This window comes from Pseudomonas sp. EL_65y_Pfl1_R83, from assembly GCF_963970695.1.
Lineage (GTDB): Bacteria > Pseudomonadota > Gammaproteobacteria > Pseudomonadales > Pseudomonadaceae > Aquipseudomonas > Aquipseudomonas tritici.
In genome coordinates this window covers 1-429 of record NZ_CAXAQI010000515.1, presented here as the reverse complement: position 1 = coordinate 429, position 429 = coordinate 1, and the positions used below count along the sequence as shown (strand labels likewise).

Here is a 429-nt window from a genome sequence, read left to right as displayed (position 1 = left end):
CCGACCATGGCGCTGCTGCTCAATTTCATGCCGGCCCCGATGCGCGCACAAGGCATGGCGATCAGTTTGCTCACCGCCAATGTCGCCAACCTCATCATCGCGCCCACCGTCGTCGGCTGGATCAGCGACATGCTGACCGGGCCGCTGGGCGGCAATGCCGCATCGCTGCGCTATGCGTTGCTGGCGCTGTCGCTCACCGGTTTCTGGGCGGCCTATCATTATTGGACGAGCGTGCGCAGCTATGCGGTCGACGATCTACGCGTGCGGACCTTCGGCATGGACGCCGCCCCTAAACCTGCGGAGACATGATGCCCGTTCAGCCGTTTATCTTAACGCTGTCGTGCCAGGACCGGCCCGGCATCGTCGCCGCCGTGTCCGGCCACATTCTGGCGTGCGGCGGCAACATCACCGATTCCAGCCAGTATAACG

Annotated in this window: 2 protein-coding genes; both read left to right on the top strand. The window is 63.9% G+C overall.

The genetic code is table 11. The features are described from left to right. Positions 1–309, top strand: a 309-nt coding sequence (locus AACY08_RS30115; RefSeq protein WP_339472736.1) for a hypothetical protein, incomplete at its 5' end; no start/stop codon positions are given. Beyond that, on the top strand, positions 306–429 hold a 124-nt coding region (locus tag AACY08_RS30770; RefSeq protein ID WP_445262080.1), incomplete at its 3' end, for an ACT domain-containing protein. The genes AACY08_RS30115 and AACY08_RS30770, both read left to right, overlap by 4 nt.